The organism is Mesorhizobium sp. M0227, assembly GCF_040321855.1.
GTDB lineage: Bacteria > Pseudomonadota > Alphaproteobacteria > Rhizobiales > Rhizobiaceae > Mesorhizobium.
Genome location: NZ_JAMYSJ010000041.1, coordinates 1 through 26,042, shown reverse-complemented (window position 1 = coordinate 26,042; position 26,042 = coordinate 1). Strand labels below are relative to the sequence as shown.

The window sequence follows — 26,042 nt, the reverse complement described above, 5'->3', positions numbered from 1 at the left end:
GAATAATCTCCCCCCTCGAGGGGGAGATGGCCGCGAAGCGGCCAGAGGGGGTCGGTCCGACCGGGCTCGACCTCCCGCGGCAGAAGAAGGTTGGCGCTTCACGAGAGACGACCCCTCTGTCGCCTTCGGCGACATCTCCCCCTCAAGGGGGGAGATTACCAGCATCCTTCCAAGGGTCAGCCACCCTTGGCCACACCGGCCGCGTCAGCTTCTTGTAATCGGTCACCGCCGGATTGCTGGGATATGAACTTGGCGCCGAGACATAGATGATCTCGGCGGCGATCGGCTCGAAGCCGGCGTAGAAATGGTTGGTCGACTTGATCAGCAGCACGTCCTTGGCCAGCGGATCGACGCCGATGTTGGAAAAGATATCCGGCTCGAAGGTCTGCGTGCGATTGGTGTTGAGGATGATGTCTACCTCGGTGCCTTCGAGGCGGACCAGCGCCGTCGGCCCGAGCGTCACCCGGCTTGGCCCGAAACTCTGCCAACCCTCCGGAACCGCCTTCAGCACGCGCACGCGCGCATCGATCGGCTCGCCGGCCTGCGGCCCGGCCTTGCCGCCGAAGCGCAGATCGATGACCGCGCCCTCGCCCGCGGCCAGGCAGAAGGTGACCGCGATCGGATCCCAGATCGTCGCCACGCCGAATTTGTCGAGGCCACGCGCCAGCATCTGGCGCAGCACGAAGGTGCCGTCGCCGGGAACGCCGCCGCCTGGATTGTCCCAGATGTCGGCGATGACCACCGGCTTGCCCGGATTCTTGGCGCGCACGGCCAAGGCTCGGTCGATGCCGTCGGCGGCGCTCAGCATCGTCATCGCCGTCTTCTCGCGCAGCGCATAGAGTTCGCGCCCCAGACGTTCCGCCAGCGCGTCGCCCTTGGCCTTGTCATTGTCGGTGACGACCAGGATGCGCGTGCCCATCTCGGGCACGTCGGCCGCCATGAAGCCATGGATGACCGAGACCGACAGCACGCCGTCCTTGCCGTGCAGCGCCTTGATGCGGTCGACGAAGGACCGCATCGGCTCGCGGCTGGTCGGCAGCACCTGGATCATGCGGCAGTCGAAGGTCGAGATGACAGGCTTGATCTCGCCGCGCGCCGCGGCGAGGCCAAGCTCGACGACATGTTCGCCGCGCTCGTAGAAATCGGTGTGCGGAAATTCGAGGAAGTAGGCGAGGATGTCGGAGGCCGCCACGCGCTTCGGTGTCAGATGGCTGTGCGGATCGAGTTCCACGGCGATCGCCACCTCCGGCCCAACCATTGCGCGAACCCGTTCGAGCAGGTCGCCTTCGCAATCGTCATAGCCTTGCGCCACCATGGCGCCATGCAGGCCGAGGATGACGGCATCGACTGGCAGCGCTCCCTTGAGTTGGCCGAGAATCTCGTCGCGCAGCGCCTCATAGGTCTGCCGTTGCACCAGACCGCCGGGCTCCGCCCAGGTGGCGGTGCCCTCGATGACATCGAGGCCTTCGGCCACTGCCCGCCGGCGTAACGCGACCATCGGCGAGGAGCACAGCGTCGGTGTTTCCGGATGCTTGCCGGGTCCGGCATAGAAGGCCATCTCGAACGAAGCCCGGTCGGTCGGCACCGGCGAGAAGGTGTTGGTTTCCGTCGCCAGCGAGGCGGTGAAAATGCGCATGAAAACTCCGTAGAAAGATAGCGGCTACTTGACCGCTCCGAGCGCCAGCCCGCGAACGAGATAACGCTGTAGCCAGATGAACAGGATGGCCACCGGCAAGGTCGCCAGCAGCGTGGCGGCCATGACGTGATGCCATTCGATGGTGTAGCGGCCGGCGACCAGCGAAAACACCTGGATCGGCAAGGTATAGCTTTCCTGGCTGCGCAGCATGGTGAGCGCCACGACGAATTCATTCCAGGCATTGATGAAAGTGAAGATCGCGGTCACCGCGATCGCCGGCAGGCAGAGCGGCAGGAACACCTTGCGCAAGGTCAGCCAGCGGCCGGCGCCTTCCATCCAGGCCGCTTCCTCGAGATCGCGCGGAATGGTGTCGAAATAGCTCTGCAGCATCCACACCGTGAAGGCGACGTTGAAGGCCATGTAGATGAAGCCCAGCGCCGTCGTGCTCTCGACCAGGCCCCAAGCGGCCATCAGCCGGAACAGGCCGAGCACCAGCACAATCGGCGAGATCATCTGCGAGATCAGCAGGAACTGGCGCAAGGCGCCGTAGCCGGCAAAGCGAAAGCGCGACATTGCATAGGCCGCCGGAACCGAAATCAGGATGGCGCCGACGGTGGCGATTACAGACACGTAGAGCGAATTGAGCAGCGCCTGGCCGAAGCCGGTCGCCACCCACATGTCGGAGAAGTTCGACCAGCGGAATTCGCTCGGCCACCAGGTCGGCGACAGCACTTCCTGCCTCGGCTTGACCGCGGTCAGGAACATCACGGCGAAGGGAAAGAGCGTCACCACGATCAGCGGCGCCAGCAGCAGCCACGCGATGACGGAACGCTTGAGCTTGCTCGTCATGCGCGTTGCTCCCGCATCGCCAGCCGCACATAGATCATGGTGAAGACCAGCAAAATGGCGAACATCACCAGCGACACCGCCGATGCCTCACCCAGTTTGCCGATGCGGAAGGCCAGCTTGTAGAGATGGGTGACCAGGATGTCGGTCGAGTTGGCAGGCCCGCCCTGCGTCATCACCCAGATGATCGGGAAGGAATTGAAGACGTAGATGGTGTTGAGCACGATGGCGATGTTGATGAACGGTTTCAGGAGCGGAAAGGTGATTTCGCGGAACTGCTGCAGCGGCGTCGCCCCTTCGAGCGCCGCCGCCTCGTAGAGATCGTCGGGGATCGACGACAGCCCGCCGAGAAAGATCGTCGTCGTGAACGGCACCGTCACCAGGATGCCGATCAGCACCTGCATCGGGAAAGCGGTCTCGGCGCTCGCCAGCCATTGGATGTTGTGATCGATGAGCCCGAGGCCGATCAGCGCGGAATTCAGCATGCCGCTTTCGCCGCTCAGCGCCCAGCGCCAGACCACCGCGGTCATGGTCAGCGACACCGCCCAGGGCAGCATGATGATGACGCGGGCGATGCCGCGGCCATAGAAATCGGTGTTGAGGATCATCGCCACCGGGATCGACAAGAGAAGCGCACCGCCGACCACCATCACCGTCCATTGGCCGGTGCGCCAGAGCGCGGCCGTGAAATCGGGATCGGCAGCGAGTGCCGCGAAATTGGCGAAGTCGTTGAAGTCGCGAAGCTGGCCGAAGCGGCTGACCTCATGCGTCGAGATCTGGATCAGGTCCCAGACCGGCCAGAAGATGACCACCGCCGCCAGAAACAGGCTGGGCAAGGTCAGGAGATAGGGCAAGAAACGATTTTGCATCTGCTGGCCTGCAACCTCGGTGCGCTGGATCAGAAGGTCTGCTTATGCGAATTTCGGATCCGCCGCACCGGGCCGGGAACCAAGGGGTGGCGCGCCCCGCCTGAGTGGAGCGCGCCACGGGCGCAGGGAGATACGCCCTATTTCTTCAGCACGGTGTTGGCCTTGGCGGCTGCGTCCTTCAAGCCCGCCTCGGGGTCGCCGCCGAGATAGATCTTCTGCATGGCGTCCGACGTGATCTGGGCGACTTCTTCCCAGCCCGGAATGACCGGCGCGAAGCGGGCGTCGGGCAGGAGTGCGGTGAACGCTGCCAGATCGGCATTGTTGACGTAGTAGTCCATCTTGGCCTCTTCCTTGTTCACCGGCAGGAAGCCCTCGCCTTGCGTGAACTTGGCGCGCTGCTCCGTGGTGAACAGGAAATCGAGCAGCTTCCAGGCTTCGTCCTTGTTCTTGGAGTTCTTGAACATGATGATGGAATCGGTCACGCCATAAGTGCCGCGCGCGCCGGTCGGTCCGGCGGGAATGGCCGCCACGCCGTATTTCAGGTTCGGCGCCTCGTCCTTGATCTGGTTGGACAGGAACGGTGCGGTGATCATCATTCCGACCTTGCCCTGCTTGAACAGGTTCTGCACGTCCTCGCGGTTGTTGGAGGTGACGCCGGGTTCGGTCAGGCCTTCGTCGATCATCGACTTGTAGAGCTTGGCGGCTTCAAGCGCACCTGGCGTGCTCAGGCCCGAAGTGCCGTCCTTGTTGAGGATCTCGGTACCCTGCGACCACATCGCATAATAGTAATAGACGTCGGTCTCGATCTCCTTGCCCTGCAGGCCGAAGCCGAACGTGCCGGCCCCCAACGCCTTGATCTTGCGCGCATCGTCCTGCAGCTCGGTCCAGGTTGCCGGCGGCTTGGCGATGCCGGCTTTCTCGAACAGCTCCTTGTTGTAGTACATGGCGCGCGCCGAGGCCGCGATCGGCAGGCCGTAGGTCTTGCCGTCCATGATCGAGGGCGACAGGAAGGTATCGATGAAGCGGTCCTTGAAGTCGGGTTTGATGTAGCCGTCGAGCGGCTCGGCGACATCCTGCTGGACGAAGTCGATCAGCCAGCGCGTGCCGATGATCGACAGATCGGCATTGGTGCCGGCGGTGATGTCGGTGGTCAGCTTCTGCAGCAGCACATCCCACGGCACCACTTCGAACTTGACGGTGATGCCGGGGTTCGCCGCCTCGAATTCCTTCTTGACGTCGGCGAAATAGGGAGCAGTCTTGGCGCTGTACTCGGCCACGGTGACCCGCACCTCGCCCGCATCCGCCTGCGCCGCAATTGCCAGCGTGCTCATTCCGGCCATCAGGCCGACAGTCCATTTTGCAAGGCTCATTTGATCTCTCCCATTTTGATTTTGCGCCTGCGCGCCTCTTCGTTGCCGGAGCAGAAGATTATGTGACTTTCCTACATTATCGATGATTTGAAGGCTTGCAAGCGGATTATTTTGTTGCTTAATTACATTTACGGGCCTAGGCCTTGCACGATCTGTCAGAACTCCCGGAGGATGACGCACGGTGGTTTCGCAATCCGAGTTCGAAGGCAGGGCCGAGTTCGAAGGCAGGGCCAAGTTCGAAGGCAGGACCGAGTTCGAGGGCAAGACTGTCGTGGTGACGGGTGCTGGCGGCGGCCTCGGCACGGCGATCGTGGCGCTGATGGCGCAAAGGGGCGCCAGGGTCATAGGCTGCGACCAGTCGAGCGAGGCGTTGAAGAGCCCGCATTTTGCCTCCCGCCACGTCTTCGATCTTCTCGACAAGGCGTCGATAACCACGGCGATCGCTGCGATCCTCGACCGCGATGGCGTGCCCGACATTCTCATCAACAATGCCGGCTGGACACGCGCAGAGACGATTTCGGCGCTCGATCCCAACAGAATAGAGCAGGAACTCGACCTCAACCTGACCGGCGTGATGAACTTCGCCGACCCGCTGGTCAAGGCGATGGCCGGCCGCGGCTCCGGCAGTGTCGTCTTCATCTCGTCGGTCAATGCCATCGCGCATTTCGGCAATCCCGCCTATGCCGCGGCCAAGGCCGGCATCAACGCTTACGCCAAGGCGATCGCCGTCGAACTCGGCCGCAGCGGCCTGCGCGCCAATGTCGTCTGCCCCGGATCGATCCGCACCGCCGCCTGGGACCACCGCCTTGCCAAGGATCCCGAAATCCTCGGCAAGCTGCAGCGGCTCTATCCGCTCGGCCGCATCGTCAACGCTTCGGAAGTCGCGGAAGCCGTCGCTTTCCTTGCGTCCGATCGTGCATCTGGAATAACAGGCGTGGTGATGCCCGTGGACGCGGGGCTGACCGCCGGTTGCCTGCCATTCATCGACGACATTCTGGGAGCGTGACCATGACCGACGTCGAATTTCGCGACCTGTCGAAATCCTTCGGGCAGCACAAGATCCTCGAGAACATCAGCCTCGATATCAAGAGCGGCGAGTTCGTCGTCCTGGTCGGCCCGTCCGGCTGCGGCAAGTCGACCTTGCTGCGCATGCTGGCCGGCCTGGAGACGATCACCTCCGGCGACCTGTTGATCGGCGGCGTGCGCGCCAACGCGCTGCCGCCGCAGCAGCGCAACATCGCCATGGTGTTCCAGTCCTATGCACTGTTTCCGCATCTGAAGGCATCTGACAATATCGGCTTTGGCCCGAAGATACGCGGTGAGACGCGCACGGTGGTCGACGAGAAGGTCAAGAAGGCGTCCGGCGTCCTTAATCTCTTCTCCTATCTCGACCGCTATCCCCGCCAGCTGTCGGGCGGCCAGCGCCAGCGCGTCGCCATGGGCCGCGCCATCGTACGCGAACCGTCTGTGTTCCTGTTCGACGAGCCGCTGTCCAACCTCGACGCACAATTGCGCGTGCAGATGCGCGTCGAGATCAAGGCGCTGCACCAGCGGCTGAAATCGACGATCGTCTACGTCACCCACGACCAGATCGAGGCCATGACGATGGCCGACCGCATCGTCGTGATGGACCGCGGCAGGATCCAGCAGGTGGGGGCGCCGCTGGAGCTCTATGACAGGCCGGCCAACAAGTTCGTGGCTAGTTTCCTCGGCTCCCCGTCGATGAGCTTTGTGTCCGGTTCGCTCAAGGCGGCAGCTCAGAAAACCTGGTTCGAATCGGCCGGTGGCGGGCGGCTTGCGCTTGCCGGCAAACAGGTGCCGGCGGACAGCGCGGTGGAGGCTGGCATCCGGCCCGAGCATTTTGTCATCGGCGAGGCTGTCGACGCGATGGCGATCAGGGTGGATGTCGTCGAGCCCACCGGCTCCGAAACCCATGTCTACGGCGCTATCGGTGCTGATACGGTACGTGCCGTGTTCCGTGACAGGGTGCCGGTCAGGCCGGGAGACCTGCTCCCGGTCTCGGTCGATCCCGGCAACATCCATCTGTTCGACAAGGCGACGGGGCTGCCTCTATGAAAATAGCAGCATGAAGACGCCGGCCGACATCATCACGCGCCTGCAGCTGATGTCGCAGGACGGAACGAAGTCGGATCGCAAGCTGGCCGGCTTCGTCTTGGCAGACCTCGATTTCGTCTCCAAGGCAGCGATCTCGGAAATTGCCGCCCGCGTCGGCGTCAGTGAGCCAACGGTGACGCGGTTCTGCCGCAATCTCGGCTGCGAGGGCCTGCGCGACTTCAAGTTCTATCTGGCGCAGGCCATCGCCATCGGCGGCCAGTATCTGTCGCCGGAACCGTTGAGCCGCGATGCCCGCGAACAGCGCATCGCTTCCGCCATCACCGAAGCGGCGATATCGGCCATCCAGCGCGCCAGCGAAAACCTCGACATGACGACGCTGGTCGCCGTCGCCGCACGCATCGCTGTTTCCGGTAATGTGCTGTGCATCGGCTCCGGTGGCATTTCGTCCATGATGGCGACCGAAATGCAGAACCGGCTGTTCAGGCTTGGCGTGTCGGTGCTGGCGCAGATCGACGGACAGTTGCAACGCATGTACGCCGCCGTCGCCACCCCTGACACCACGCTGATCGCCTTCTCTGTCTCCGGCTATGCGCGATCGGTCATCGATGCGGTGCAGGTCGCCCAGCAATATGGCGCCACCACGATCGCCATCACCCCGCCGGACTCCGCACTCGCCAAGGTCGCCGACACGGTCATCCATTTCCAGTCGCTCGAGGACGGCAATATCTACAAGCCGACATCGTCGCGCTATGCGCTGCTGTCGATCGTCGACATGATCGTCACCTCGGTCGCCGAGACGCGCGGACCAAGGGTTCTGGAGAATCTGCGCCGCATCAAGCAGAGCGTGAACACGTTGAAAGTCGACGATCCGCGTTTGCCATTGGGCGATTGAACCCTCCGACAAGGACATCAGGACTGATGGCCGAGCGCCTCGATGCTATTCGCCAACGTCGCCGGATCGCCTTCAATGCGCACGGTCTTCAGCCGCGCGGTGCCGCCGGCGACAACCGAGACAGCGGACCCGGGCACGCCCAGAGCCTTGGCCAGCAATCGTTCAAGCGCCTGATTGGCGGCGCCGTTTTCCGGTACGGCGCGGACGCGCGCTTTCAGATGGCTTCGCCCGTCCGCCGTGGTCTCGAAGCCTTCGAGCCTGTCCAGCGCAGCCTTTGGCGTCAGCCGGACAAACAGCTCGGCGCCGTTTTCGCGCAGGCGAAACGGCGTGCTCATAAGGTCATCCTGCTCACAGGATCAGAGGCGCCACCGTGGTGAGCAGAAACTGCCGCAGGAAGAACAGGATTAGAAGCAGGATGATCGGCGAGATGTCGATGCCGCCAAGGTCCGGCATGAAGCGGCGGATAGGCCGCAACGCCGGCTCGGTCAGCCGGTAGAGCATGTTGCCGATGCTGCCGACGAACTGATTCTTCGAATTGACGACGTTGAAGGCGTAGAGCCAGGAAAAGATCGCCGAGGCGATGATGATCCACCAGTAGAGGTCAAGCGCCATGACGATTGTTTGAATGAGGGCGAGCATGCCGGTCTCCAATTGTTGCCGACATGTAGCCATTGCGCGCCAAACCGGCAAGGGCCGCCTTTCTGGGGGGCGCCAATACCGGCTCGGTCTGACCTGTAGGGCGGCATGTCGCCGACACCCCAACGAAGGCGCGAATACACAAAACCGGCAAGGGCCGCTATCCGCCGGCGCCAACTCGACGCTTGACGGCACTGGATTTCGGCAAACCTCCGCCTTGACAGGAAACCGCGGCGCCCGATAAATGCGCCCATCCGCTGGACGGGGCTGTAGCTCAGCTGGGAGAGCGCGTCGTTCGCAATGACGAGGTCAGGAGTTCGATCCTCCTCAGCTCCACCAGTGGAATAATTCTCCACTCTCCGCGCCAGATGCAGTCCGCGACGCTCGTCCCGGCTTGCCCCCGCGGGTGGCATTTGCTGTGCCAGCGCGCCTTAAAAGGCCGCGGGTGCACCGCCTGTTTTCGCGATATCCGGTAAGACTTTTGTCAATTGGACTTATGGCGGAAGCGCTCACTGATTGTTTCCGTTTTTTTTGGAAACCGCCCCACTAAATTGACGCCACCAAATCAGTTTTTTCTGTGCGTTGTGACCAGGGCGTTTCGGCTGGGGCGGCCGGAGACGCTATATGGATTTCGAGTCGAAATGAAAAATCCGCCTGCGGAAGCAAAGACGTGTCAATTCGCGAGAACCTCGCTGCAAACCTTAGACGGCTGTGCAAGGACCATGCCTCCGTAAGTGCGGTATGCCGTGAGCTGCACATCAATCGCACGCAGTTCGAACGCTACCTGCAAGGGCAGACTGTTCCCAACAAGGCCACCGCCAAGCTGATATGCGATTACTTTCGGATCGACGAGGCCGAACTGTACCAGGATCCCGGCGCACCCGAGCCAGCGATGCGTGGCCTGCCGCCGGTTTCCGAGAGCCTGTTCAACCAGATGATCCGCCCTCCCAGTCCTTCGATCGCGGGCGGCACCTATTTCACCTATTTCTCGATCCCAGGCCGCCTCGACCTCCTGATGCGCTCGGTGACCTTCGTGAGGCGCGAAGCCGAACTGGTCACCTTCCGAAGGGTGACCGGATGGTCGGAGCGCCGGGGATCGACCTGGGCACGGGCGCGCGGCAATCACTATGGCGTGGCGATCTCGCGGCTGAACTGGATTTATTTCAGCGGCATCAATCGCCGCCAGACCGGAGAGCCGTCGCTGATCTCCGTGCAATGGGCTCCCATCTCCGAACCGGTGCTGATGGGCAAGGCCATGCTACTGACGGAGGCCGGCCCGGCATTCGTGTCCGTCATCATGCGGCGCGACATCGCCAACATCCACCCAAGGGATGCCATCAGCATGGCGCATGTCATCAATCTCCACGATCCGGGCGTCGATCAACTGGTTGTCAGCCTCACCCGGGATGGGTTGGGCTAACCCCTCGGATCGCCGTGTCTTACGCCGAATAAGAATAAGCGTACGCCGATAAAGCGTATGCCAACGATTGTCTACTCTGTATCTGAATAAAATCGATATTTTACAGTTTAATGCCAGGAAAGATAATCCACGGGTCCGTCTTAGGCTCGTGGTTTTACTATAATTTTAACAAACCATTAACTCTTCCGACCTTACCTTTCTTCACGCGGATCCCGTTCTGGGGGTCTTTCAACGGATCCCAAATCGGGGTCAGGAAAGGGATGAAAATGGCCAAGAAAGTGACCAATGCTCCGAAGCTGACGATTGCCGCCGGCACGCAGACCGTCTTCTTTTCGCAGGGCATGCACTACAACAAGCGCTGAAGCCGTTCTGCGCCGACGAGCGTCTTGCTTGTCGGCGCCTCGGCTCCGCAGATGGCAACCAGCTTCATGAAAATGCGCTCTTCGAAAACGCTTGTTTTCTACCCCGGACCGAACAAGGTCACGGCATGCAACTTCCTGACCAGAAGCGTGTTTGAATGCAGCCCCGAGATGGTCGGCCTTCTCGCATCGTGGGACAAATGGGCATCGACGGCGGACATTGCCCGCGCCCATGGATGGTCGAAGTCCGAGTTGAAGGCTGTCGTTCCCCAGTTGCTCGATTTCTCCGCGCTGGTCACAGCCGGATCGCCTCTCGCCGAGCAGGAGGAACAGTTTTCAGGACAATGGAGTTGGGGGCTTCCGACGGCGCTGATGCATTTCTGCGTCCAGGACAGCGAATACATGACCATCGAGCAAGCGGAAGAGCGGCAGATAGAACGCGCCGGCCATACGCCGCAGCCGAACCTCATGCTCAAGAATTCCGCGGGCGCCATCCAGCTGCCGAATGCACTGGAAGACAATGAACTTCTCAGCTTGATGGCGCGGCGCCGCACCAACCGCACGGCGGCTCAGCCCACCATCACGGCCAAACAGCTTTCCGATTGCCTGTTCGCAGGGCTCGGCATCATCGGCGAGACCGCCAATTGCGTTGGCACCCTGCCGCTCGGCATGACCCCTTCAGGCGGCGCGCGAAATCCCTATGAGGCCTATGTGGTCGCGCTCGGCGTCGATGGCCTCGAACCCGGTGTCTATCACTATTCCGCCGCGGATCACGACCTTGGCAGGATTTCTGCAAACCATCTGCCGAAGATCTCCGAACTGGTCGGCGGACAGGAGTGGGCCGACGCCATGCCGTGCCTGGTCCTGCTTTGCGCCAGGCTCGATCGCACGATGTGGAAATATGAGGACGCCAACGCCTATCGTGTCGTGCTGATCGAGGCCGGCCATATCGGCCAGAACATCATGCTGGCGGCGACCAGTCATGGCCTGTCGGCATGTCCGACAGCCGCGCTCAGTCATTCCGCGATCAAGCGGCTGCTTGGTCTCGACAGTTTCACCGACGCACCGATCTATGCCTTGACCCTCTCGACCCCGGAAAGAGATCCCTCGACGGCGGGCCAATCCATCAATTAGTCGACCAACTATGTGCATCGCGGCCAGTAACGCGTTCCCTAGGTATAACCAGAGACAGGAGCAGCACGTGCCAAATCAATCCTTACGCCAGTCGGAAATCGATAGTCTTCAATATATTTCGTCGATGACCAATGAGCTCGTGCAAATGGCCGAAGCCAGCCGTTTTCCGATGATCTCCTATCTGCTCGGCATGGCCTATGCAGAGGCCTTCGACGTTCTTCGCGGCGCACGGCCGGCCAGGCATGCGCAGCTCAGCGGCAACCCGCTGCACCCCAAGGCGCAGGCAAAAGACACTCGGGCCGTCCAGCCACGGAGAGCGTAGCGACATGCAATCGTCAGCCGCATGCGCGGTGGCCGGCTCGACCTCCCCAAACCGGTGGGAGACACTGTGCGCGTTGCAAAGCCTGCTGCCCTTGCTGAAGAAGGCCGCGACGGACCTGCGCCGCGCCGACATGGTCTACTGGTTCGAGCAGGCCGATGCCGAGGTCGCCAACATCATCAGGGGCCATCCCTCCGATGCAACCGCCATCCCGGCCCTGATTGCATCCTGCCCGCAGGACCGGCGGTCGGTCGCTCAAGCTTGATGCATGTCGCCCGCCCAAACGCGACGCGTTCATTGGCGCCGCTGAAAATGCTCTGATCACCAGTTTTTCAATTTCGGACCGGAACCTATTGCGCGTCTGGAATGCCAAGGGGGACCTGCACATGAACATGATAGCCAACATCAGAAGCGTCGATGCCAGGGAAAGCATTTTCAGCCGGCTCGACGTCTTGATCGCCAGGCGGCCGCCGTCGCCTGACGCCGCGCGGGTCGAGGCCCGCCAACTCGTCTCGATGGCGATTGCCGACAGCTGCCAGGCCGACAGTCTCTGGGGTACAGTGGACGCTTTCCACGCCCATTTCGACTTCATGATGCAGACCGTCGAGATCAACGGCGCCGATGACCCGGGCCTCGGGCCCTTGCGCACGAAATGCCGTTTCTACCTTGAACAGGTCGAGGCCCTGAGCCTGTCACTGGCCTATTGACAGGCCGGCCGATCAAGTTCGGTCCTAGTTGCGCAGGCTGAACACGAACGGCGCTGTACGGCTCAGACGCGAGCCAAGGTCCGGTGGCGGTGCCGGCACCGTGGCGCCTTGCAGCACGGCGAGCGCCGCACGGTCCAGATCCGCATCCCCGGAGGAACGAGAGAGCCTGGCGGACAGGACCCGGCCGGATGAGTCGACCGTGAAGGCGACATACGGCCTGCCTTCCACGCCTCGGGCCTTGGCAGAGCTGGGATAGCGCGTGTGCCGCTTGATCCAGGCGCCCAGACGGGAGTCCCATTTGCTGGAGTCGCCGGAGCGCGACGTCGATTCCGCCGCCTTCGGCGCCGCGGTCCTGGCCGCGGGCCGTGCGTCGGCGCTGGCGACGGTTGCCGTCTTCGGCGGAGCCGCCTTCTCCTTCTTAAGCCGCGGCTTGGGCTTCTCGACAGGCTTCTTCGCCCTGGCCGCGGCCGGTTTCTTGTCTTTGACAATTTCGACCGGTTTCGGCTGCGGCAAGGGAATGACGACGTCTGGCGTGACAGCCTCGACAACATCCGGGACTACCTCATCCGGCGGCGGCTGATCGACCTGTTCGGCCGTTTCGGCCTGGGTGGGTTCGGCCTGGGTGGGTTCGGTCTCGTCGGGCGCGACCGCTTCCGGCGGCTCGACAACCGGCTCCGCCTTTTCGGCCGGTTCTTCAGGTGTCGGCTCGGTCGTCGGTGTCGGTTCGGTCTGATCTGGCGTCACCGCGTCCAGCGCGGCGACCTGTTCTTCCACGGCCGGCATCACCACCATCGGCGCCATCTCGATTATCTGGGCCGGAGGTGGGCCGCCATCCGCTTCGGTGACCATTGTGAGATTCTGCACGGCATAGGCGACCGCGACATGGGCTCCAAGGACCAGCGCGGCAGCACCGGCCCACAAGCCAAGGTCGCGCCAACCGAAGCGCGACAACTGGACCGAGGGCACAGCGACCGCTTGCGTCATGGCGCCGCCGCACCAGTGGCTGCGGGGGCCGGGGCATTGGACGTGGGAGCCGCCTCCAGGCCGACCAGCGCGATCTTCAGATAGCCCGCACCGCGCAACAGGTTCATCGCCTCCATCAGGTCGCCATAGGCGACCGCCTTGTCGGCGCGCAGGAAGATGCGCGTCTGCTTGTCGCCCTTGGTCTTGGCGTCCAGCGTCGCGGCGAAAGCCGGGCGCGGCACGCCGTCATTGCCGATCGCCAGCGTCAGATCGTCCTTCAGCGTCAGGAACAGCGGTGTCTCGGGTCTCGGCGCGGGCGTTGCGGTCGAGCCCGGCAGGTCGACATTGACATCCACCGTGGCCAGCGGTGCCGCGACCATGAAGATGATCAAGAGCACCAGGATGACATCGATGAACGGGGTGACGTTGATCTCGTGGCTTTCCTCGAGATCGTCATCCATGGTCTGTCGGATTCTGCTTCCCATGGCGCTACTCCGCCGCCAGTGGCGTTGCCGGCGCGACGGTGCGGAAGTCCAGGTCGCGGCTGACCAGCCGTTCGACACCGGCGGCGGCATCGGCGAGGATCTGCCGATAGCCGGCTATCGAGCGGGCAAAGACGTTGTAGATGACAACGGCCGGTATGGCCGCGACCAGGCCCATCGCGGTGGCCAGCAGCGCCTCGGCGATACCCGGCGCGACCACGGCGAGATTGGTGGTCTGCGCCTGCGAGATGCCAATGAAGGCGTTCATGATGCCCCAGACCGTACCGAACAGGCCGACGAAGGGCGCTGTCGAGCCGATCGTCGCCAGCACGCCAGTGCCGCGCGACATGCGCCGCGCCGCCGCCGCCTCGATGCGCGACAGGCGCGACGTGACCCGTTCCTTGAGGCCGTCGCCCGAGACATGATCGAGCGCGCCGGCCGAGAGTGCGGTCTCCTCCTCGGCCGCCCGCACCAGCAGCGCGCCGGGGCCGCCGCTGCGGTCGAGGGTACGGCTGGCCTGCTTCAGCGTGGCGGCCCCGCCGATCGCCCGCACGGCGCGACGGATGCGCAGCTTCCCGCCGAAAAGCTCCAGCGACTTGGCCAACCATATCGTCCAGGTGACGAGGGAGGCAAAGGCCAGCCCGATCATCACTGCCTTGACGACGATATCGGCCGCCATGAACATGCCCCATGGCGACAGGTCATGCGGCAAGGTCATCTCCATCGCCGTCGAAGGTCCGGTCTCGGCCGGCGCGGCCGTATTCGGCTGCGTGCCTGGCTGCGAAGGCGCCATTGTGGCCGGCGGAGCGACTGCCGGTGCGGCGGGTGCGGGTGCAATCGGCGCTGGGGCTGCGGGTACGGCGGGGGTTTCGATCGCCGGCGCGGCACCGGCGGGTTGCTCCTGGGCCATCGCGCTGCCGGCCGACAGGATGACGGATGCGACCAACGCCGCCAACAAACCAGTTCTCGACAACAGCTTCTTCCTTGTTCTCACAGCGGCCTGCCGCCTTTTATTTCCCGCCGCCGCATCAGATATTGTCACTGCACATAGCCGACAGGCTGGCCGGTGACGGGGTGCGCGAACACGCCCATCTCCACACCGAAAATGCCTTTCAGCACATCGCTGCGCATGATTTCGCCGGGCGTGCCGCGCGTCAGCAGCTTGCCGTCCTTCAGCGCGATCAGTTCGTCGCAGTAGCGCGCCGCCATGTTGGGATCGTGCAGCACGACGACGACACATAGGTCGCGTTTGCGGCTGAGCTCCTTGACCAGCCCGAGCACCTCGACCTGATGGGCGATGTCGAGTGCCGAGATCGGCTCGTCGAGCAGCATGACGCCGGCGTTCTGCGCCACCAGCATGGCGAGCCAGGCGCGCTGGCGCTCGCCGCCCGACAATTCGTCCACCAGCCGGTCGGCAAAACCCTCCATATCGGTCAGGGCCAGCGCCTCCTCGACATGCTGCCTGTCCTCGGCGCGGAAACGGCCAAGCGCGCCATGCCAGGGATAGCGCCCGAGCGTCGCCAGTTCGCGCACGGTCAGGCCGGTCGCCGCAGGCGTCGTCTGCGGCAGATAGGCAAGCGCGCGGGCAAATTCGCGGGCACCCCATTGCGGCAACGGACGCCTGGCGAAAGTGATGGCGCCTGAACTCGCCGGCTGCTGGCGCGCCATGAGCTTGATAAGCGTCGACTTGCCCGAACCATTGTGGCCGATCAGCCCATAGACGCGCGAGCGCTCCAGTTCGAGCGAAACCGGACCGAGCAGCGTCCGCTCGCCGACGGCAAAGCGTACGGCATCGATATGGAAGGCAGTCTGGGCATCAATTCCAGCCATGCTCATGGCTTTTCTCCAGTGCGGCCGCCCGCATTTCCAGATTCCGGCTTTCGACAGGTCATGCCCGGTTGACTATGAAACATGACCTTACTAGTCAACATTGAAGATGACTGCAACGATCAACAAATCGTCGCGACCGGCGATATCGGCACGGAATTGGGAAACAGGAGGCGCACCGGATGATTTCAGGACATGGACCGATTTGGCAGAACCGGATGGCGCGCAAGCGCCTGCTGATCGCAACGGCGTCGCTGCCGGCCCTGCTTGGCTGCGGCCATGCACTGGCCCAGGAGACGGTCACCACCACCCTGGACCCGATCAACGTCCAGGAACGTGTCGAAAGCGCTTTCGGGCCGGTTAAGGGCTACGTTGCCACCAAGGGCTCCACCGGCACCAAGACCGACACGCCGCTGATCGAGACGCCGCAATCGATATCGGTCATCACCAGGGACCAGATGGAAGCGCAAGCCGTCGACAGCCTGAACAGCGCGTTGCGCTACACACCCGGCGCCACCGGCAATCTCTACGGCACCGACAATCGCGGCCTCGGCCTGCAGTTGCGCGGCATTTCGAACGCCAGCGGCGTCTTCTACAGGGACGGGCTGCAGCTCAAGGAGAGCAATTTCACCCTGTTCACCGCACTCGATTCCTATGGCGCGGAACGCTACGAGGTGCTGCGCGGACCGGCGTCGGTGCTTTATGGCCAGGCAAGCCCCGGCGGCATCATCAACTATGTCAGCAAACGGCCAACCCAGGAAAACCTGCGCGAGGTCGAATTCGGTGGTGGCAGCTTCAACCGGTATGAAGGCAAGTTCGACTTCAGCGGTGCCGTGAACGCCGACAAGTCGCTGCTGTTCCGCCTCACCGGTGCCGCTCACATGGGCGACACGCAGACCGATTTCGTCAAGGACGACCGCATCTTCATCGCGCCGGCGATCACCTGGCAGCCAGATGCCGACACCAGCCTGACCATCCTCGCCAACTATCAGCGCGATCGCTCGGGATGGGCGATGCAGTATCTGCCTGCCTACGGCACGGTCATACCGGGCAAGGACGGCAAGTACCTGCCGAACAGCATGTTCGTCGGCGAACCCGGCTTCGACTCCTACAACAACGACCATGCCTCGATCGGCTACGAATTCGATCACCGTTTCAACGAAACCTGGCAGGTTCGACAGCATGCCCGCTACGTCCACCTTACCCACACCGAGGAAGGCGTCTTTGGTGGCGGACTGACGGACTCGAACGGCCTGGAACCTTCAAGCGGCGACTACTACCGTTATGCAGATGCCGGTGGCACCAAGCTCAGCGGCGTCACCATCGATAACCAGGCACAAGCCGATTTCGACACCGGGCCGCTTGCCCACACGCTGCTCGTCGGCCTCGACTACAAACGCTATACTTACCGCGACTATGCCTCGGAAGGGACCGTCGAGGACGGTTTCAACGTCTTCGATCCGGTCTACGGCTACAAGATCGGTGATCTGACGCCCTACACCGATACCGACACCACCCAGCAGCAAGTTGGCCTCTATGCGCAGGATCAGATCAAGCTCGGCAACTGGCGGCTGACCCTTGGCGGCCGCCAGGATTGGTCGGACGCCAAGGTCTACGACAATCTGGCCGGTGGCTACATTCCCGAGCAGAAGGACAACGCCTTCACCAGCCGGGCGGGGCTCGTCTACCTCGCCGACAACGGGCTTGCGCCCTATGTCAGCTATTCCGAATCGTTCCAGCCGGTGGCGGGCGCCGACAGCGACGGCAATCTGTTCGTGCCCGAGACCGGCAGACAATACGAGATCGGGCTGAAGTACCAGCCGACCGGCTGGAACTCGTTCATCACGGTCTCGGCCTTCGACCTGATCCGGCAGAATGTCGTGCGCTATGGCAATGAGGGCCGGCCCGACGACATGTTCCAGACCGGCGAGATCCGCTCTCGCGGCGTCGAACTCGAGGCCGTTGCCAGCCTCGATTCCGGCCTCGACCTGAGAGCGGCCTACACCTATCTCGACACCAGGATCACCAAGGCGACTTCTGTTGTTGATGATAATGGGAGTTCAATCAGCAATGAAGGCAACACGCCTTTCGGCGTGCCGAAGCATTCCGCGTCTCTGTGGGCGAATTACACTCTCGGCAGCGGCCGCCTGGAGGGTCTGGGCCTGGGTGCCGGCATCCGTTATGTCGGCTCGACTTATGGCGACGACGACAACAGCTTCAAGGTTCCGTCGGTCGTGCTCGCCGACGCGGCGGTGCATTACGCCTGGCAGAACGCCACGCTCAGCCTCAATGCCAGCAATCTGTTCGACAAACGCTACGTCGCCTCCTGCTTCTCCTCGGGCTTCGGCTGCTTCTACGGCGAGGGCCGCAGGATCAACGGTTCGGTGAAATACACATGGTAGAAGCAAGGTGGCGGGCCGACCCAAAATGGCGGCGCTGACACGGCGCCAGTATCTTGCCGGCCTCGCCGCGACCGGCCTCGCTTTGCCGGGCGGCATGGCACGCGCGGCACCTGCCCGCGTCGTCTGCCTGGAATGGACATCGGCCGAAATGGTGGTTTCGCTCGGCCTGTCGCCGCTCGCCGTCGGCGACACCAGGGGTTATGGCGACTGGGTGCAGGGCCCGGCGCTGCCGCAGGCCACCGTCGACCTGGGATCGCGCGGCGAACCCAATCTCGAACTGCTCCGGGAATTGCGGCCCGACCTGATCGTCGGCGCCTATGGCTATGGCTTGGACGAGAACAGCTTCACCAGATTGGCGCCGACCTTCAACGTGCCGTTCTACAGCGGCAAGGCTCCACCTTACGCGCAGGCGCAACAGGTGACGCTGCAGCTTGGCGACATGCTTGGCCGCAGGACGGAAGCAGGAAACCTTGTCGGGCGCATCGAAGCCTCGATCGCCCAAGCGCGTGCCAAGCTGGAGCGGGCGGTGCAAAAACCGGTCTGCGTCGTCAGCATGTTCGATGATCGCCATGTCCGCGTCTACGGCGCCGGCAACCTGCTGCAGGATGTCCTCGACCGGCTCGGCCTCGTCAACGCCTGGACCGGCGCCACCAATGAATGGGGTTTTTCGACGGTCGGCATCGAGGAACTGGTCGCCGTCGGCGAGGCGCAGCTGATCTCGCTCGATCCTATCCCGCCGCACATCAGGATCAGGATTGCCCGCAGCTCGCTCTGGGCCAATCTGCCCTGCGTCCGGAACGGCCAAGTGCGGACCATTCCGCCGGTCTGGCCGTTCGGCGGTCTCACTGCTGCCGCGCGTTTCGCCGAATTCGTGGCAGCGGCATGATCGCCCAGGCAATGTCCCTGCCGCGACAGAGCGACGGCATCGGCGCGCTTATCCTGTTGGTAGCCGTGCCTGCGGGGCTGGCGCTGATGCTGACCGTCTTCGATCTCATCCACCTTCTGCCTACGCACCTGTGGTGGCAGGCGCTCACCGCCCCCGACACATCCGATCCAGCGCAGTTGCTGTATCGCTACGCCTTCCTGCCGCGTGTCGCCGTCAGCATGCTGGCCGGCGCTGCACTTGGTCTCGCCGGTGCCATCATGCAGCATGTGCTGCGCAATCCGCTGGCCGAGCCGACCACGATCGGCACCAATGCGGGAGCGAGCCTCGCTTTGGCAGCAGCCACCCTCTATGCACCATGGCTGCTGGAGGGCGGCCGCGAAGGCGTGGCGCTGGCCGGCGGCGCGTTCGCCACCTCAGCCGTCTTCGCACTGGCGCGCGGGCGCAGCTTTTCGCCAGTGTCGATCATCATCGCCGGCCTCGTCGTCAGCCTCACTTTCGGCTCGGCCGGCGCGCTGCTGATGGCGCTCAACCGCGAATACACCGAGGAGCTGTTCATCTGGCAGAGCGGCTCGCTGGTGCAGAATGGCGACGCGGCGGTCGTTGCTCTGGCGCCGTGGCTGCTGGCCGGCATCTGCGCCGCGTTCCTGCTCTGGCGACCCCTCCGGCTGCTCGATCTCAGCGACGACGGCGCGGCATCGCTCGGCACCCGGCCGGCCGTCATCCGCCTTGCCGGCATGGCTGTCGCCGTCTCGCTCAGCGCGCTGGTCGTCGCCGAGGTGGGCGTCATCGGTTTCGTGGCGCTCGCCGCCCCGGCGCTGGCGCGGCTGGCCGGAGCGCGCACGCTTGGCCGCCGCCTGGTCTGGTCGCCGCTGGTCGGCGGCGCCCTGCTCTGGCTCACCGACCGTCTGGTGCAGCATCTGCCGTTCGCCGGCGAAATCCCCGCCGGCACCGCGACCGCTTTGCTCGGCGCGCCGCTGCTGCTGTTCCTGTTGCCGCGAATGCGAACCACTCCCGAAAGGCAGACCGACATGGTGTCGTCGGTACGCCTGCGGTCAAACGGCCTGCCGTTGATCGCGGGCCTGCTGGCGCTCATCCTCGCGGTTGTTCTCGCCATCGGCTTTGGCCGTGGCGCAAGCGGTTGGCACTGGATCGCATCCGAGGATTTGAGCGAGCTGCTTGCCCTGCGCGCGCCTCGCGTCGTCGTCGCCCTGTCGGCGGGCGTCCTGCTCGCCGTCGCCGGCACGCTGATGCAGCGCATGACCGGCAACCCGATGGCCGCGCCCGAGGTCCTGGGCATTTCCGGCGGCGCCTCTTTCGGCGTGCTGGCGCTGCTGTTGCTCAGCGACGGCTTCGACCGCGCGGCAATGCTCGGCGCCGCCCTCGCCGGCGCCATGCTGGCGCTGACGATCGTTGTTTTGGCCGGGCGGCGCAATGCCCTGTCGCCGGAACGGCTGCTGCTTGCCGGCGTCGCCGTTGCGACGGTCGCGTCCGCCTTCGCCGCGCTGCTTCTGGCCAGCGGCGATCCGCGCATGGACTTCCTGCTCACCTGGCTGTCGGGATCGACCTATCGCGCAACACCCAATGATGCCCTCACCGCAGCAACGATCGCGGTCGCCGTCCTCGCGCTGGCGCCGCTGACCGCGCGCTGGCTCGATATACTGCCGCTCGGCGAAACCGCCGCGCGTGGCCTTGGCCTGCGGCTGGGACGTGTTCGCGCCACATTGCTTGCGCTCACCGCATTGGCCACCGCAACCGCGACATTGGTCATCGGCCCGCTGAGCTTCGTCGGCCTGATGGCGCCGCATCTCGCACGCATGCTTGGCTTCCGCCGCGCCGTGCCGCAGCTTCTGGCCTCGGCCATGACAGGCGGGCTGATCCTCGTTGCCGCCGACTGGGCAGGGCGGACGCTGATCTTTCCCTGGCAAGCGCCGGCCGGCCTCATCGCCGCCTTCGTGGGCGGCCCCTATTTCATGGCGCTGATGTGGAAAGGCAGGCAATGAAGTCGGCCCTGGCATATTGCCGCCCTTGCGCTGCCGATTGTAAGCAGCGCCCACCGATGACGGCCGGCGCCCTCGCCGCGCCCATCAAGACAGCTTGCGGTTCACCTCGATGATCAGACGTTTCCTTTCCTACTACGCGCCCTGGAAGGGGCTGTTCGCGCTCGACTTCTCCTGCGCGGTGCTGGCCGGCCTGCTTGAACTCGGCTTTCCCATGGCGGTCCGCACCTTCGTCGACCAGCTCCTGCCGCAGCAGGACTGGACGCTGATCATCCTCGCGTCGGCCGGGCTGCTGGTGATCTATCTGCTCAACACGGTGCTGATGGCGGTTGTCACCTATTGGGGTCACATGCTCGGCATCAACATCGAGACCGAGATGCGGCGCAAGAGTTTCGACCATCTGCAGAAGCTGTCGTTCCGCTTCTACGACAACCACAAGACCGGCCATCTCGTCGGCCGTGTCACCAAGGACCTCGAGGAAATCGGCGAGATCGCCCATCACGGTCCCGAGGACCTGTTCATCGCCATCATGACCTTCGCCGGCGCCTTCGTGCTGATGTTCACCGTCAACATGCATCTGGCGCTGATCACGGCGGTGATCGTGCCGCTGATCGCCTGGGTGACGATGCGCTATGGCGACCGCATGGAGCGCAACTGGCAGGCGCTCTACCGGCGTGTCGGCGATTTCAACGTCCGCATCGAGGAGAATGTCGGCGGCATGCGCGTCGTCCAGGCCTTCGCCAACGAGGAGCATGAGCGCACGCTGTTCGCGCATGACAACCAGCGCTACCGCCAGACCAAGCTCGACGCCTACCGCATCATGTCGGCCAGCAATTCGCTGAACTATATGGGCATAAGGCTGATCCAGCTCGTGGTCATGATCGCCGGCAGCTACCTCGTCATTACGGGAGGCCTGAGCAATGGCGGCTTCGTCGGCTTCCTGCTTCTGGTCGGCGTCTTCGTGCGGCCGATCGAGAAGATCAATTCGGTGATCGAGACCTATCCAAAAGGCATTGCCGGCTTCCGCCGCTACACCGAGCTGCTCGACACCGAACCCGACATCGCCGACCGGCCTGATGCCGTTACCGCCAGCGGGCTCAAGGGCGACATCGAATATCGCGGTGTGAGCTTCGGTTATGGCGACGGCAAGCCGGTGCTCAGGGATATCGGTCTCGCCATTCACGCCGGCGAAACCATCGCCTTCGTCGGCCCGTCGGGCGCCGGCAAGACCACCATATGCTCGCTGCTGCCGCGGTTCTACGAAGTCAGCGCCGGGCGGATCAGCATCGACGGCATCGATATCAGGGACATGACCCTCGCTTCGCTGCGTGGCCAGATCGGCATCGTCCAGCAGGATGTCTTCCTGTTCGGCGGCTCGATCCGCGAAAACATCGCCTATGGCCGTCTCGGCGCCTCCGACGAGGCCATCACCGATGCCGCGCGGCGGGCGCAGCTCGACGGCATGATATCGGGCCTGCCGGCCGGCTATGACACGATCATCGGCGAGCGCGGCGTAAAATTGTCCGGCGGCCAGAAGCAGCGGCTGGCGATCGCCCGCATGTTCCTGAAGAACCCGCCGATCCTCATCCTCGACGAGGCGACGTCGGCGCTCGACACCGAGACCGAGCGCGAAATCCAGAAGTCGTTGGCCGAACTTGCCGAGGGCCGAACCACGCTGGTCATCGCACACCGGCTGGCAACGATCCGCGGCGCCGACCGCATCGTCGTCGTCTCGGAGTCCGGCGTCGTCGAACAGGGTTCGCACAGCGAACTGCTCCGCGCCGGCGGCATCTATCGGCGCCTGCACGACGCGCAGCACCTGGTGTCGTCGCGCTGATCCACTATGGTGGCGGCCCAAAGCAGGGAGCCCCGGATGATCAAGGCAACGCCCTTCGATTTCCCCTATGACGGCAGGCTGGTGGCCGAAAGCACCGCGCTGATCGTCATCGACCTGCAGCAGGATTTCCTGTCGACATCAGGCTACTTCGCCAGGCAGGGCTATGACCCGTCGCCTCTGAGGGCGATCCTGCCGACGGTGAGCCGGCTGATCGCGGCCGCGCGCAAGGCCGGCGTCAGGGTCATCCACACGAGGCAGGGCTATCGGGCCGACATGGCCGATATGACGCCTTACGAAAAATGGCGCCGCAAGCGCGCCGGTCTCGACGGCACCGATATCCTGCTGCGCTCGGGCACGGGATTCCAGATCGTTCCGGAGATCGATGTGGCGCCGCAGGACATCATTGTCGACAAGACCTGCAACAGCGCCTTCATTTATACGGATTTCGAGCTTGTCCTGCGCGCGCAAGGCATCACGCATCTCATGTTTTCCGGATGCACGACGGATGTCTGCGTCCACACCACGCTGCGCGAAGCCTGCGACCGGAATTTCCAATGCCTGACGATCTCGGACGCTTGCGCCAGCGGCGACAGACAAGCGCACGAAGCAGCGCTTCACATGGTGACGGTTGAGGATGGCGTCTTTGGCGCGCTCGCTGATTCCAGCGCTGTCATTGAAGGCCTGTCGCGATTGTCGGGCATGGCGAGTTAGGGCGCCAAGATCAATGCCGGCGGGACAGCACCCCCCTCTGGCCTGCCGGCCATCTCCCCCGCAAGGAGGGAGATTGGCTGTCATCTCGGCTTTCACTAATCGCCAACGTGGCAAGACGAGCGCTGCGGGTGAAGCTGTCGATCTCCCCCCTTGCGGGGGAGATGTCCGGCAGGACAGAGGGGGGTGTGAAGGATCTCGGCGTTACCGGAATAGCTTTCATTCCGTAGGCCAGAACTCAGCCCGTTGCGCGCGTCTCCAATCCTGCACGAGACGCATATGCCCCAGGCTGGAATGCCTCGTGTTCGCGACGCGCCAGCGAATTGCGCAGCAGGGCGATGGTTTCCCGGCCGAGCGTTGCGATCTCACGCGGCGTGTCGACGCCGACAATCATGAATTCATCGATCCCAAGGGCTGCATAGGCAAGCAGTGACAGGGCGGCCTGGGCTGGCGGCCCGGCAACATCGACTGCCTTGTGGCCGGAGGCGGAAGCACCTTGGTGAATCCCGACCGGAAGCGCGAAGCGCAGCTTGCCGGCCCGGCCATGTTCGGCGGCGGAGCGGCGCACCCGCTCCATCAATTGCCGGATCTCATCGATCGAGCCCGGCGCCAATTCAAAGACATCGGCATGCCGGCCGGCAACTTTGAGTGCCGTTCCGGACTGCCCGCCCATGCGGATGACCAGGTCGGCGCCGTGCGGTCCCTTGCGCGGCACGTAGCCGCCCTTGATGCTGTAGAACGTTCCTTCGTGGTCGAAGGGCCGGTCGTTCGACCACAGCCGCTTCAGCAGCACCAGATATTCGTCTATGCGCTGCCAGATGACGGTGTGCCCGACCGGCCGTGTTTCGGCGTCGGCGTCGCTCAGCGGCTCGCTGATCATCCTCAGCGCCAGGCGTCCGCCGCTTTTCCTGTCGATCGACGCCAGTTGGCGGGCTGCCACGGTCGGTTCGACCACGCCTGCCCAATGGGTGAGCACGACTTCCAGCGACGAGGTGCGATCGAGCACTTGGGCCGCAAGATCCATGTTGGTCAGCAGCCCGGCCGAATCGTCAACGACGATCTTGCGGAAGCCGCCATCCTCGATCAGCCCGAGCTTGGTCGCGGTCTCGGCAAAGTCGTAGAAAAAGGGAACCGCGGCATCGGCGGTCTTGCCGGGAATATGCGTGAACTCGATCGGCATTGCCATGTCCTCCGTGGTGTCGGGCGCGCGAAAGCACGCCGAGGATTCGGTTCATTCAACTCCGATTGCCTGTAAGCGGTGGGGGCAGCTAACCCCGGTCGATCTGACGACTCAGGGAATAAGACCCAGAACAACGGCCCCGGTGAACACGAAGGCAAGGGCAAAGACCAGATAGGCGAAAGCCCCGGCATAGGCCGGGCGAAAGGCCTGGGCATTGGCCGACCGCTGAGCGCTGCGATCCGTCTGGGCGTTCTGGATATAGGACATAATCGACCTCCGTCTCGGCGGTTAATCTATAAAACTGGTAGACTTTGTCGATTGCTATTTTTGGGCTAAAGACAGAATAATTTTCTCCTATGATGCCGGAAGTTGGTAGGCACTTGCTTAGAGGGAGCGCTCGGGCGGCCGATCCATATGGCGCGTCCGGTTTTTGCTTCTGCGTCCGAATGGGCCTATGGCCTTGCCCTCGCTGCGCTCTATTCGTGGATTGGCCGCCCGGCGCGGGCGCGGTAGCATCGCCCAATCAGCAAAGCGAAATCGTCACACAGGGGCAGAAAAATGGGCACAAGACTGGCCGGCAAGGTCGCCATCATTTCGGGAGGAGCGACGGGAATGGGTGGAGCGGCTTCGGAGCTGTTCGCCGCCGAAGGCGCCAAGGTGGCGATCATCGACCGCAACGGCGAGGCGGCCGCCGCAACCGCAGCGACAATCAGGGCGCGCGGCCATGTCGCCGAGCATTTTGTCGCCGACGTCTCCGACGAGGCACAGGTCGAAGCGGCGGTGAAGGGTGCGACGGGAACACTCGGCCCGGTCACCGTGCTGTTCAACCACGCCGGCACCATCGTGATAAAACCTTTCCTGGAGACCACGGTACAGGAATGGGACTGGCTGCATGCCGTCAATGTGCGCTCGATGTTCCTGATGACGCGCGCCGTTTTGCCCGGCATGATTGCGGCCGGCGGCGGCTCGATCGTCTGTACTTCGTCGATCTCGGCGGTGGCGGCGACTCCCAACGAAGTGCTCTATGACACCACCAAGGGCGCTTGCCACATGTTCGCCCGCGCCATCGCCGTCGAGTTCCGCGACCGCAACATCCGCTGCAATGCGGTCTGCCCCGGCTTCATCCGCACGCCGCACGGCCTGCGCGAGGTCGCCGACCTCGGCAGGCTCGGCGTCGACGTCTCCGACGCGGCGCTGGCCGCGCAGCAGGGCCGCATCGGCGAACCGGAAGAGGTGGCGAGGGCAGCGCTCTACCTGGCCAGCGACGAGTCGAGCTTCGTCAACGGCACGCATCTGTTTGTGGATAACGGCTTTACCGCGATGTGAGACGCTCAAAGAAGGCGCGAACTTGGCAGGATGCGGGTTCCTCGCCCCCACGAATGGGGGGAGAGCGACTATCTGGGGTGTCAAGTGCCTGTTGCCGGTGCGCTTGCCGCTATCGTTGGCGAAAGGAGCCAGGCCTGCCAGCTTGGCGATGGCCTTGTTGGAGATGAGGC

Annotated in this window: 26 protein-coding genes and 1 tRNA gene; 15 read left to right on the top strand and 12 right to left on the bottom strand. The window is 63.6% G+C overall.

What is annotated here, in order from left to right; genetic code table 11:
• Window positions 1-142: 142 nt before the first annotated feature.
• The 4 genes from NKJ00_RS30300 to NKJ00_RS30285 all read right to left on the bottom strand — a co-directional run bounded on the left by NKJ00_RS30300 (window position 143) and on the right by NKJ00_RS30285 (window position 4,721).
• A complete protein-coding gene (locus NKJ00_RS30300) occupies window positions 143-1,636 on the bottom strand; it encodes a M81 family metallopeptidase (RefSeq protein ID WP_352632354.1) in 1,494 nt (497 codons plus the stop codon).
• A gap of 24 nt (window positions 1,637-1,660) precedes the next feature.
• The gene (locus NKJ00_RS30295; protein WP_352555515.1) at window positions 1,661-2,485 is read right to left on the bottom strand and encodes a carbohydrate ABC transporter permease; all 825 of its coding nucleotides are present in this window, start codon (window positions 2,483-2,485) and stop codon (window positions 1,661-1,663) included.
• Entirely contained in the window at window positions 2,482-3,351 is an 870-nt protein-coding gene (locus NKJ00_RS30290) for a carbohydrate ABC transporter permease (RefSeq protein ID WP_352442136.1), read from the bottom strand. Before NKJ00_RS30290 ends, NKJ00_RS30295 begins: the two co-directional genes overlap by 4 nt.
• A 137-nt stretch (window positions 3,352-3,488) precedes the next feature.
• Entirely contained in the window at window positions 3,489-4,721 is a 1,233-nt protein-coding gene (locus tag NKJ00_RS30285) for an ABC transporter substrate-binding protein (RefSeq protein WP_352632351.1), read from the bottom strand.
• 271 nt (window positions 4,722-4,992) lie between these two features.
• Here NKJ00_RS30285 and NKJ00_RS30280 point away from each other — a divergent pair, with 271 nt between their 5' ends.
• The 3 genes from NKJ00_RS30280 to NKJ00_RS30270 are packed head-to-tail and all read left to right on the top strand — an operon-like array spanning window position 4,993 to window position 7,689.
• Window positions 4,993-5,727 carry an SDR family oxidoreductase gene (locus NKJ00_RS30280; RefSeq protein ID WP_352632371.1) on the top strand — a complete coding sequence of 245 codons (735 nt, stop codon included), beginning with the start codon at window positions 4,993-4,995 and terminating at the stop codon, window positions 5,725-5,727.
• A gap of 2 nt (window positions 5,728-5,729) precedes the next feature.
• Window positions 5,730-6,797, top strand: a complete 1,068-nt coding sequence (locus NKJ00_RS30275) for an ABC transporter ATP-binding protein (protein ID WP_352442133.1) — start codon at window positions 5,730-5,732, stop codon at window positions 6,795-6,797.
• Window positions 6,798-6,807: 10 nt separating this feature from the next.
• A complete protein-coding gene (locus tag NKJ00_RS30270) occupies window positions 6,808-7,689 on the top strand; it encodes a MurR/RpiR family transcriptional regulator (RefSeq protein WP_013528979.1) in 882 nt (293 codons plus the stop codon).
• Window positions 7,690-7,706: 17 nt separating this feature from the next.
• On the opposite strand, the gene NKJ00_RS30265 is transcribed toward NKJ00_RS30270, so the two are convergent.
• Window positions 7,707-8,024, bottom strand: a complete 318-nt coding sequence (locus NKJ00_RS30265; RefSeq protein ID WP_352632349.1) for a DUF167 domain-containing protein — start codon at window positions 8,022-8,024, stop codon at window positions 7,707-7,709.
• Between the two features lie 13 nt (window positions 8,025-8,037).
• Window positions 8,038-8,328 carry a YggT family protein gene (locus NKJ00_RS30260; RefSeq protein WP_023811703.1) on the bottom strand — a complete coding sequence of 97 codons (291 nt, stop codon included), beginning with the start codon at window positions 8,326-8,328 and terminating at the stop codon, window positions 8,038-8,040.
• 260 nt (window positions 8,329-8,588) lie between these two features.
• Here NKJ00_RS30260 and NKJ00_RS30255 point away from each other — a divergent pair.
• The 6 genes from NKJ00_RS30255 (at window position 8,589) to NKJ00_RS30230 (ending at window position 12,264) form a co-directional block, all read left to right on the top strand.
• A tRNA-Ala gene (locus NKJ00_RS30255) sits at window positions 8,589-8,664 on the top strand.
• Between the two features lie 331 nt (window positions 8,665-8,995).
• Window positions 8,996-9,745, top strand: coding sequence for a helix-turn-helix domain-containing protein (locus tag NKJ00_RS30250; RefSeq protein WP_352632347.1), 750 nt, complete (start codon window positions 8,996-8,998; stop codon window positions 9,743-9,745).
• 428 nt (window positions 9,746-10,173) lie between these two features.
• Window positions 10,174-11,238: a SagB/ThcOx family dehydrogenase gene (locus tag NKJ00_RS30245; RefSeq protein WP_352613045.1), complete on the top strand. Its 1,065-nt coding sequence runs from the start codon at window positions 10,174-10,176 to the stop codon at window positions 11,236-11,238.
• A gap of 67 nt (window positions 11,239-11,305) precedes the next feature.
• On the top strand, window positions 11,306-11,560 hold the full coding sequence (locus NKJ00_RS30240) for a hypothetical protein (RefSeq protein ID WP_023811699.1): 255 nt from the start codon (window positions 11,306-11,308) through the stop codon (window positions 11,558-11,560).
• Between the two features lie 4 nt (window positions 11,561-11,564).
• Window positions 11,565-11,822, top strand: coding sequence for a hypothetical protein (locus NKJ00_RS30235; RefSeq protein ID WP_081734866.1), 258 nt, complete (start codon window positions 11,565-11,567; stop codon window positions 11,820-11,822).
• Between the two features lie 121 nt (window positions 11,823-11,943).
• Window positions 11,944-12,264 carry a hypothetical protein gene (locus tag NKJ00_RS30230; protein WP_031213427.1) on the top strand — a complete coding sequence of 107 codons (321 nt, stop codon included), beginning with the start codon at window positions 11,944-11,946 and terminating at the stop codon, window positions 12,262-12,264.
• 24 nt (window positions 12,265-12,288) lie between these two features.
• Here the strand turns inward: NKJ00_RS30230 and NKJ00_RS30225 are convergent, their stop codons facing one another.
• The 4 genes from NKJ00_RS30225 to NKJ00_RS30210 all read right to left on the bottom strand — a co-directional run bounded on the left by NKJ00_RS30225 (window position 12,289) and on the right by NKJ00_RS30210 (window position 15,539).
• Entirely contained in the window at window positions 12,289-13,248 is a 960-nt protein-coding gene (locus NKJ00_RS30225) for a TonB family protein (RefSeq protein WP_352613046.1), read from the bottom strand.
• Entirely contained in the window at window positions 13,245-13,712 is a 468-nt protein-coding gene (gene exbD / locus NKJ00_RS30220; RefSeq protein ID WP_352613048.1) for a TonB system transport protein ExbD, read from the bottom strand. The genes NKJ00_RS30225 and exbD overlap by 4 nt, the downstream gene beginning before the upstream one ends.
• A gap of 4 nt (window positions 13,713-13,716) precedes the next feature.
• Window positions 13,717-14,682: a tonB-system energizer ExbB gene (gene exbB, locus NKJ00_RS30215; protein ID WP_352442128.1), complete on the bottom strand. Its 966-nt coding sequence runs from the start codon at window positions 14,680-14,682 to the stop codon at window positions 13,717-13,719.
• Between the two features lie 65 nt (window positions 14,683-14,747).
• Window positions 14,748-15,539 carry an ATP-binding cassette domain-containing protein gene (locus NKJ00_RS30210; protein WP_164762277.1) on the bottom strand — a complete coding sequence of 264 codons (792 nt, stop codon included), beginning with the start codon at window positions 15,537-15,539 and terminating at the stop codon, window positions 14,748-14,750.
• Between the two features lie 215 nt (window positions 15,540-15,754).
• Here NKJ00_RS30210 and NKJ00_RS30205 point away from each other — a divergent pair, with 215 nt between their 5' ends.
• The 5 genes from NKJ00_RS30205 (at window position 15,755) to NKJ00_RS30185 (ending at window position 23,369) form a co-directional block, all read left to right on the top strand.
• Window positions 15,755-17,938, top strand: a complete 2,184-nt coding sequence (locus tag NKJ00_RS30205) for a TonB-dependent siderophore receptor (RefSeq protein WP_352632345.1) — start codon at window positions 15,755-15,757, stop codon at window positions 17,936-17,938.
• Between the two features lie 25 nt (window positions 17,939-17,963).
• Window positions 17,964-18,824 carry an ABC transporter substrate-binding protein gene (locus NKJ00_RS30200; RefSeq protein WP_352613051.1) on the top strand — a complete coding sequence of 287 codons (861 nt, stop codon included), beginning with the start codon at window positions 17,964-17,966 and terminating at the stop codon, window positions 18,822-18,824.
• Window positions 18,821-20,824 (top strand): Fe(3+)-hydroxamate ABC transporter permease FhuB, encoded by a 2,004-nt coding sequence (gene fhuB, locus NKJ00_RS30195; protein ID WP_352632343.1) that lies wholly within the window; start codon window positions 18,821-18,823, stop codon window positions 20,822-20,824. Before NKJ00_RS30200 ends, fhuB begins: the two co-directional genes overlap by 4 nt.
• A 109-nt stretch (window positions 20,825-20,933) precedes the next feature.
• Window positions 20,934-22,658, top strand: a complete 1,725-nt coding sequence (locus NKJ00_RS30190; RefSeq protein ID WP_352632341.1) for an ABC transporter ATP-binding protein — start codon at window positions 20,934-20,936, stop codon at window positions 22,656-22,658.
• Between the two features lie 36 nt (window positions 22,659-22,694).
• Window positions 22,695-23,369: a cysteine hydrolase family protein gene (locus tag NKJ00_RS30185; RefSeq protein WP_352632340.1), complete on the top strand. Its 675-nt coding sequence runs from the start codon at window positions 22,695-22,697 to the stop codon at window positions 23,367-23,369.
• Between the two features lie 235 nt (window positions 23,370-23,604).
• Here the strand turns inward: NKJ00_RS30185 and NKJ00_RS30180 are convergent, their stop codons facing one another.
• On the bottom strand, window positions 23,605-24,546 hold the full coding sequence (locus NKJ00_RS30180) for an LLM class flavin-dependent oxidoreductase (RefSeq protein WP_127414918.1): 942 nt from the start codon (window positions 24,544-24,546) through the stop codon (window positions 23,605-23,607).
• A 111-nt stretch (window positions 24,547-24,657) separates the two neighbouring features.
• Window positions 24,658-24,813, bottom strand: coding sequence for a hypothetical protein (locus NKJ00_RS30175; RefSeq protein ID WP_023811179.1), 156 nt, complete (start codon window positions 24,811-24,813; stop codon window positions 24,658-24,660).
• Between the two features lie 291 nt (window positions 24,814-25,104).
• On the opposite strand from NKJ00_RS30175, the gene NKJ00_RS30170 reads away from it, so the two are divergent.
• Window positions 25,105-25,872: an SDR family NAD(P)-dependent oxidoreductase gene (locus tag NKJ00_RS30170; protein ID WP_352632337.1), complete on the top strand. Its 768-nt coding sequence runs from the start codon at window positions 25,105-25,107 to the stop codon at window positions 25,870-25,872.
• Window positions 25,873-26,042 lie beyond the last annotated feature (170 nt).

What these genes read in the sequence shown, in the direction of transcription:
- NKJ00_RS30295 (WP_352555515.1), bottom strand. Translation starts at nt 2,485, where the DNA reads ATGACGAGCAAGCTCAAGCGTTCCGTCATCGCGTGGCTGCTGCTGGCG.
- NKJ00_RS30205 (WP_352632345.1), top strand. Translation starts at nt 15,755, where the DNA reads ATGGCGCGCAAGCGCCTGCTGATCGCAACGGCGTCGCTGCCGGCCCTG.
- NKJ00_RS30300 (WP_352632354.1), bottom strand. Translation starts at nt 1,636, where the DNA reads ATGCGCATTTTCACCGCCTCGCTGGCGACGGAAACCAACACCTTCTCG.
- NKJ00_RS30290 (WP_352442136.1), bottom strand. Translation starts at nt 3,351, where the DNA reads ATGCAAAATCGTTTCTTGCCCTATCTCCTGACCTTGCCCAGCCTGTTT.
- NKJ00_RS30185 (WP_352632340.1), top strand. Translation starts at nt 22,695, where the DNA reads ATGATCAAGGCAACGCCCTTCGATTTCCCCTATGACGGCAGGCTGGTG.
- NKJ00_RS30285 (WP_352632351.1), bottom strand. Translation starts at nt 4,721, where the DNA reads ATGAGCCTTGCAAAATGGACTGTCGGCCTGATGGCCGGAATGAGCACG.
- NKJ00_RS30260 (WP_023811703.1), bottom strand. Translation starts at nt 8,328, where the DNA reads ATGCTCGCCCTCATTCAAACAATCGTCATGGCGCTTGACCTCTACTGG.
- NKJ00_RS30235 (WP_081734866.1), top strand. Translation starts at nt 11,565, where the DNA reads ATGCAATCGTCAGCCGCATGCGCGGTGGCCGGCTCGACCTCCCCAAAC.
- exbD (WP_352613048.1), bottom strand. Translation starts at nt 13,712, where the DNA reads ATGGGAAGCAGAATCCGACAGACCATGGATGACGATCTCGAGGAAAGC.
- NKJ00_RS30180 (WP_127414918.1), bottom strand. Translation starts at nt 24,546, where the DNA reads ATGCCGATCGAGTTCACGCATATTCCCGGCAAGACCGCCGATGCCGCG.
- NKJ00_RS30245 (WP_352613045.1), top strand. Translation starts at nt 10,174, where the DNA reads ATGAAAATGCGCTCTTCGAAAACGCTTGTTTTCTACCCCGGACCGAAC.
- NKJ00_RS30270 (WP_013528979.1), top strand. Translation starts at nt 6,808, where the DNA reads ATGAAGACGCCGGCCGACATCATCACGCGCCTGCAGCTGATGTCGCAG.
- fhuB (WP_352632343.1), top strand. Translation starts at nt 18,821, where the DNA reads ATGATCGCCCAGGCAATGTCCCTGCCGCGACAGAGCGACGGCATCGGC.
- NKJ00_RS30275 (WP_352442133.1), top strand. Translation starts at nt 5,730, where the DNA reads ATGACCGACGTCGAATTTCGCGACCTGTCGAAATCCTTCGGGCAGCAC.
- NKJ00_RS30225 (WP_352613046.1), bottom strand. Translation starts at nt 13,248, where the DNA reads ATGACGCAAGCGGTCGCTGTGCCCTCGGTCCAGTTGTCGCGCTTCGGT.
- NKJ00_RS30170 (WP_352632337.1), top strand. Translation starts at nt 25,105, where the DNA reads ATGGGCACAAGACTGGCCGGCAAGGTCGCCATCATTTCGGGAGGAGCG.
- NKJ00_RS30265 (WP_352632349.1), bottom strand. Translation starts at nt 8,024, where the DNA reads ATGAGCACGCCGTTTCGCCTGCGCGAAAACGGCGCCGAGCTGTTTGTC.
- NKJ00_RS30200 (WP_352613051.1), top strand. Translation starts at nt 17,964, where the DNA reads ATGGCGGCGCTGACACGGCGCCAGTATCTTGCCGGCCTCGCCGCGACC.
- NKJ00_RS30190 (WP_352632341.1), top strand. Translation starts at nt 20,934, where the DNA reads ATGATCAGACGTTTCCTTTCCTACTACGCGCCCTGGAAGGGGCTGTTC.
- NKJ00_RS30230 (WP_031213427.1), top strand. Translation starts at nt 11,944, where the DNA reads ATGAACATGATAGCCAACATCAGAAGCGTCGATGCCAGGGAAAGCATT.
- NKJ00_RS30210 (WP_164762277.1), bottom strand. Translation starts at nt 15,539, where the DNA reads ATGGCTGGAATTGATGCCCAGACTGCCTTCCATATCGATGCCGTACGC.
- NKJ00_RS30175 (WP_023811179.1), bottom strand. Translation starts at nt 24,813, where the DNA reads ATGTCCTATATCCAGAACGCCCAGACGGATCGCAGCGCTCAGCGGTCG.